The following is a 2,860-nucleotide window of genomic DNA, read 5'->3' on the forward strand; positions in this document are numbered from 1 at the left end:
AACGTTGTTGTATAAGCTTTGTTGCGTTGTTTAAGCAGTGAATTTAGTAAATAAAGTACGAACGGCGAAATTCCGGAGGAATTTCCCAAGTGAGCCAAAACCAGCAATAAAGTTTATACGGTGTTGTGGCACGTTTTTTATCTTCCATAATATTTATAAGACCTCCTAAATCCACTTTCAGTTGCTTCCTTTATGTTCTTTGCAAGAAAACCTTGTCCTTTCTTTATTTTTGTTCTATCATAATGCTGGTCAAAAGGTAAATGATATATTTTAGTTTCAATGCCTTCTGAGTCAATTCCAATATTGCATTTAATTCTTGGAAATTCTTTCATTTCCCATTTTTCAATTCTTACTCCCAAAATTTTAGCAAATTTCATTGCAGTTTCTGAAAGAGAAGTATTAGTTATAAAAACAGGTGTGACAACTTTAAATAAATCAGGATTCATTAAAGTATCAATTATCGTTGTTCCATATAATTGTAAAATATGTTTTTCGTGTATTGTCTTTGTTTTTTTCCAAAGCTTGCATTGTATAATTTCTACATCATTTCCTTTTCTCGCAATTAAATCACGTCCAAGGTCATTTAACCTTTTTTCCATTCCAAAATACTCAACTTCCCAACCTCTTTCTTCATATGTTATTCCGCAAGACATTTCATAATCTCTACCAATTTGCCAATTCGTTTTTTTTCCTTTTAAATATCTATCTAATGCTAATTGATTTCTATAATCTTCGTCGTAATCAAAATATTCTTCTTTAGAGAGATAATTCTGTACATTATCAAAATCCTCTTTAAATTCCTTTATTGAATTTACATCGTCAAGTTGCTTTAAAGTATCAAAATCGTCTACATAATTTGTAAGTTCTGGGAAAATATTTAAAAGATATTCATATTTGTATAACATTTGGCGGTATTGCTCAATATGAAATTTACTTTGAGTTTTTAATTCTTTAATTCTTTTACTTTCAGATATTGCTGGTCTTTTTTTATTTTCTAAACGTCTCGCTATTAAATCATATTCTAAAAGTAAAAAATCAGAATACATAGATGTTATTTTAGTTACCGAGTTTTCACTTTTACTTTCAATTGATAAGTATAAATCGTGTTGTTCTTTTAGAGTGTTTTTCAAATCATCTCTTTCTCTTACAATACTTATTAATTTTTGATTTTTCTCAATATATTTTGTCTCTGAATTGATTAAGTCTGTCTCTAACTTATCTTTAATTAAAACTTGTTCATTTAAAATATCTATTTTTTTTAAAGCATCAATTAACTTTTGATTTTCTTCAATATATTTTGTTTCGAAATCTCTTAAGTCGCTTTTTAGCTCGAGATTAATTCTAACTTGTTCTTTTAGTTTTAATTCGGTTTCATTTTTTTCGATTTCGCAATCATTAAGTTCATTTCGAGAATTTTCTGAATATTTTATTGTCTTATCAAATTCTTTATTTTTAATGTTAATTCTTGATATTAAGTTTTGAAGAGTTATATTTTTGTGGGCAATCTCAGATGAAAATCTATTTGTTTTAAGTTTTTCATTCTCGTAATTCTCTTTATGTTTTTTGGATACTAATTTTTCGTTAGAAAGTTCTTTTAAAATTTTCGGGTATTCTTTTACTTTTTTCTTGTTTTCTTTCCTTGTTTCTATAAAAGTAGTAGTGAAATTCCAAATTATTCCAATTATAATTAAACTTCCAATAAAATATATTATTTCCATTAATATTTAGATATTTAATTAAAAGTTCAATTTTTTTTTAAATGTGCCACAACGTTGTTGTATAAGGTTAGTTGCGTGTTTCAAGCAGTAAATTTACTAAATAAAACACGAACCAAGAAAGTCCGTTTGGACTTTCGTAAATTAGCTAAAAGCCAGCAATTAATTTTATACGGTGTTGGCAACTGGCTTTTTTATTCCATAATGTTCCAACCAAGCCAAAGGTTCAGTTAGTTTATGTTTATTAAATTCTAAATGTATTACTCGTCTTTTCTTTCCGTTTGTTGTTCTGTTCGAAGCGTGTAAAGTCAGAGGTTTCATTAACATTACTCCGCCTTTTTCTACTTCACAGATGAATTCATTTTCAATATTCCAATTTTTTGAGTCTGCTAGAATAATTCCGTTCAAATGAGATTTAGGAATAACTTTTAACGCTCCATTATTTTTGTCCGTTTTGTCTAAATGAATTCGGATTGTAATTGTGTCTTGTAAAATTTTAATTGGTGGTTGAACTCCATTTTGTCCTTTTTTAAAAGTCCAATTCACATAATTTTTCAAATCAGCTTTTTTGTCAACTGAAATGCTCAAATCTTGGTGATAAGCAACAAACCAATTAGATTCACTCGTTTTGTCAAAATAAATGGCTTTTGTTAGGAAATATTCAGATACAGAAAGTTCAGAAATTAATTCAGTCAGTTTTTTGTTAAACAGCAAATTACTCAATTCAGGAACATTTTTGATTAATTGTCTAATCGCAAACAAATCTTTTGTTTTCATAAATGAATTTCCATCTTGTTCAGTATTTTCGATACAAGCTAAAATTCTATTTATTTCGTTCTCCGAATACAAGTCAGTTAAAACGGAAAATCCATTTCCTTCAAGTTCTATTTTGTTCCTTGCGTAGTTCATTTTTTGCTTGTTGCCAACGTTGTTGTGTTATGGAAAGTTGCGATTTAAGTGAACGGCTATTTTCCGCAGGAAAATTGTTGTTCACAAAAAAGCAACTACTTTTACTAAAGCTAAAAATAGCAATTTTTTATACTGTTTTGCCCCCTATAAAACAAGAGTAATCTTTTAAATTTCGATTATTAATTAAGCGGTTAATTTTTTGGTTAAAATTAGATGTTTATCCTGATTCCATTTCT

2 protein-coding genes are annotated in these 2,860 nt (G+C 27.9%); both read right to left on the minus strand.

The features are described 5' to 3' along the window. Positions 1-137 precede the first annotated feature (137 nt). Positions 138-1,718, minus strand: a complete 1,581-nt coding sequence (locus MPF19_RS18725) for a restriction endonuclease (RefSeq protein WP_249989799.1) — start codon at positions 1,716-1,718, stop codon at positions 138-140. Positions 1,719-1,883: 165 nt separating this feature from the next. Then, the gene (locus MPF19_RS18730) at positions 1,884-2,624 is read right to left on the minus strand and encodes a phytanoyl-CoA dioxygenase family protein (RefSeq protein WP_249989800.1); all 741 of its coding nucleotides are present in this window, start codon (positions 2,622-2,624) and stop codon (positions 1,884-1,886) included. Between the last annotated feature and the right edge of the window lie 236 nt (positions 2,625-2,860).

It is taken from the genome of Polaribacter sp. Z014, assembly GCF_023555435.1.
Classification (GTDB): Bacteria; Bacteroidota; Bacteroidia; order Flavobacteriales; family Flavobacteriaceae; genus Polaribacter.

What these genes read in the sequence shown, in the direction of transcription:
- MPF19_RS18730 (WP_249989800.1), bottom strand. Translation starts at nt 2,624, where the DNA reads ATGAACTACGCAAGGAACAAAATAGAACTTGAAGGAAATGGATTTTCC.
- MPF19_RS18725 (WP_249989799.1), bottom strand. Translation starts at nt 1,718, where the DNA reads ATGGAAATAATATATTTTATTGGAAGTTTAATTATAATTGGAATAATT.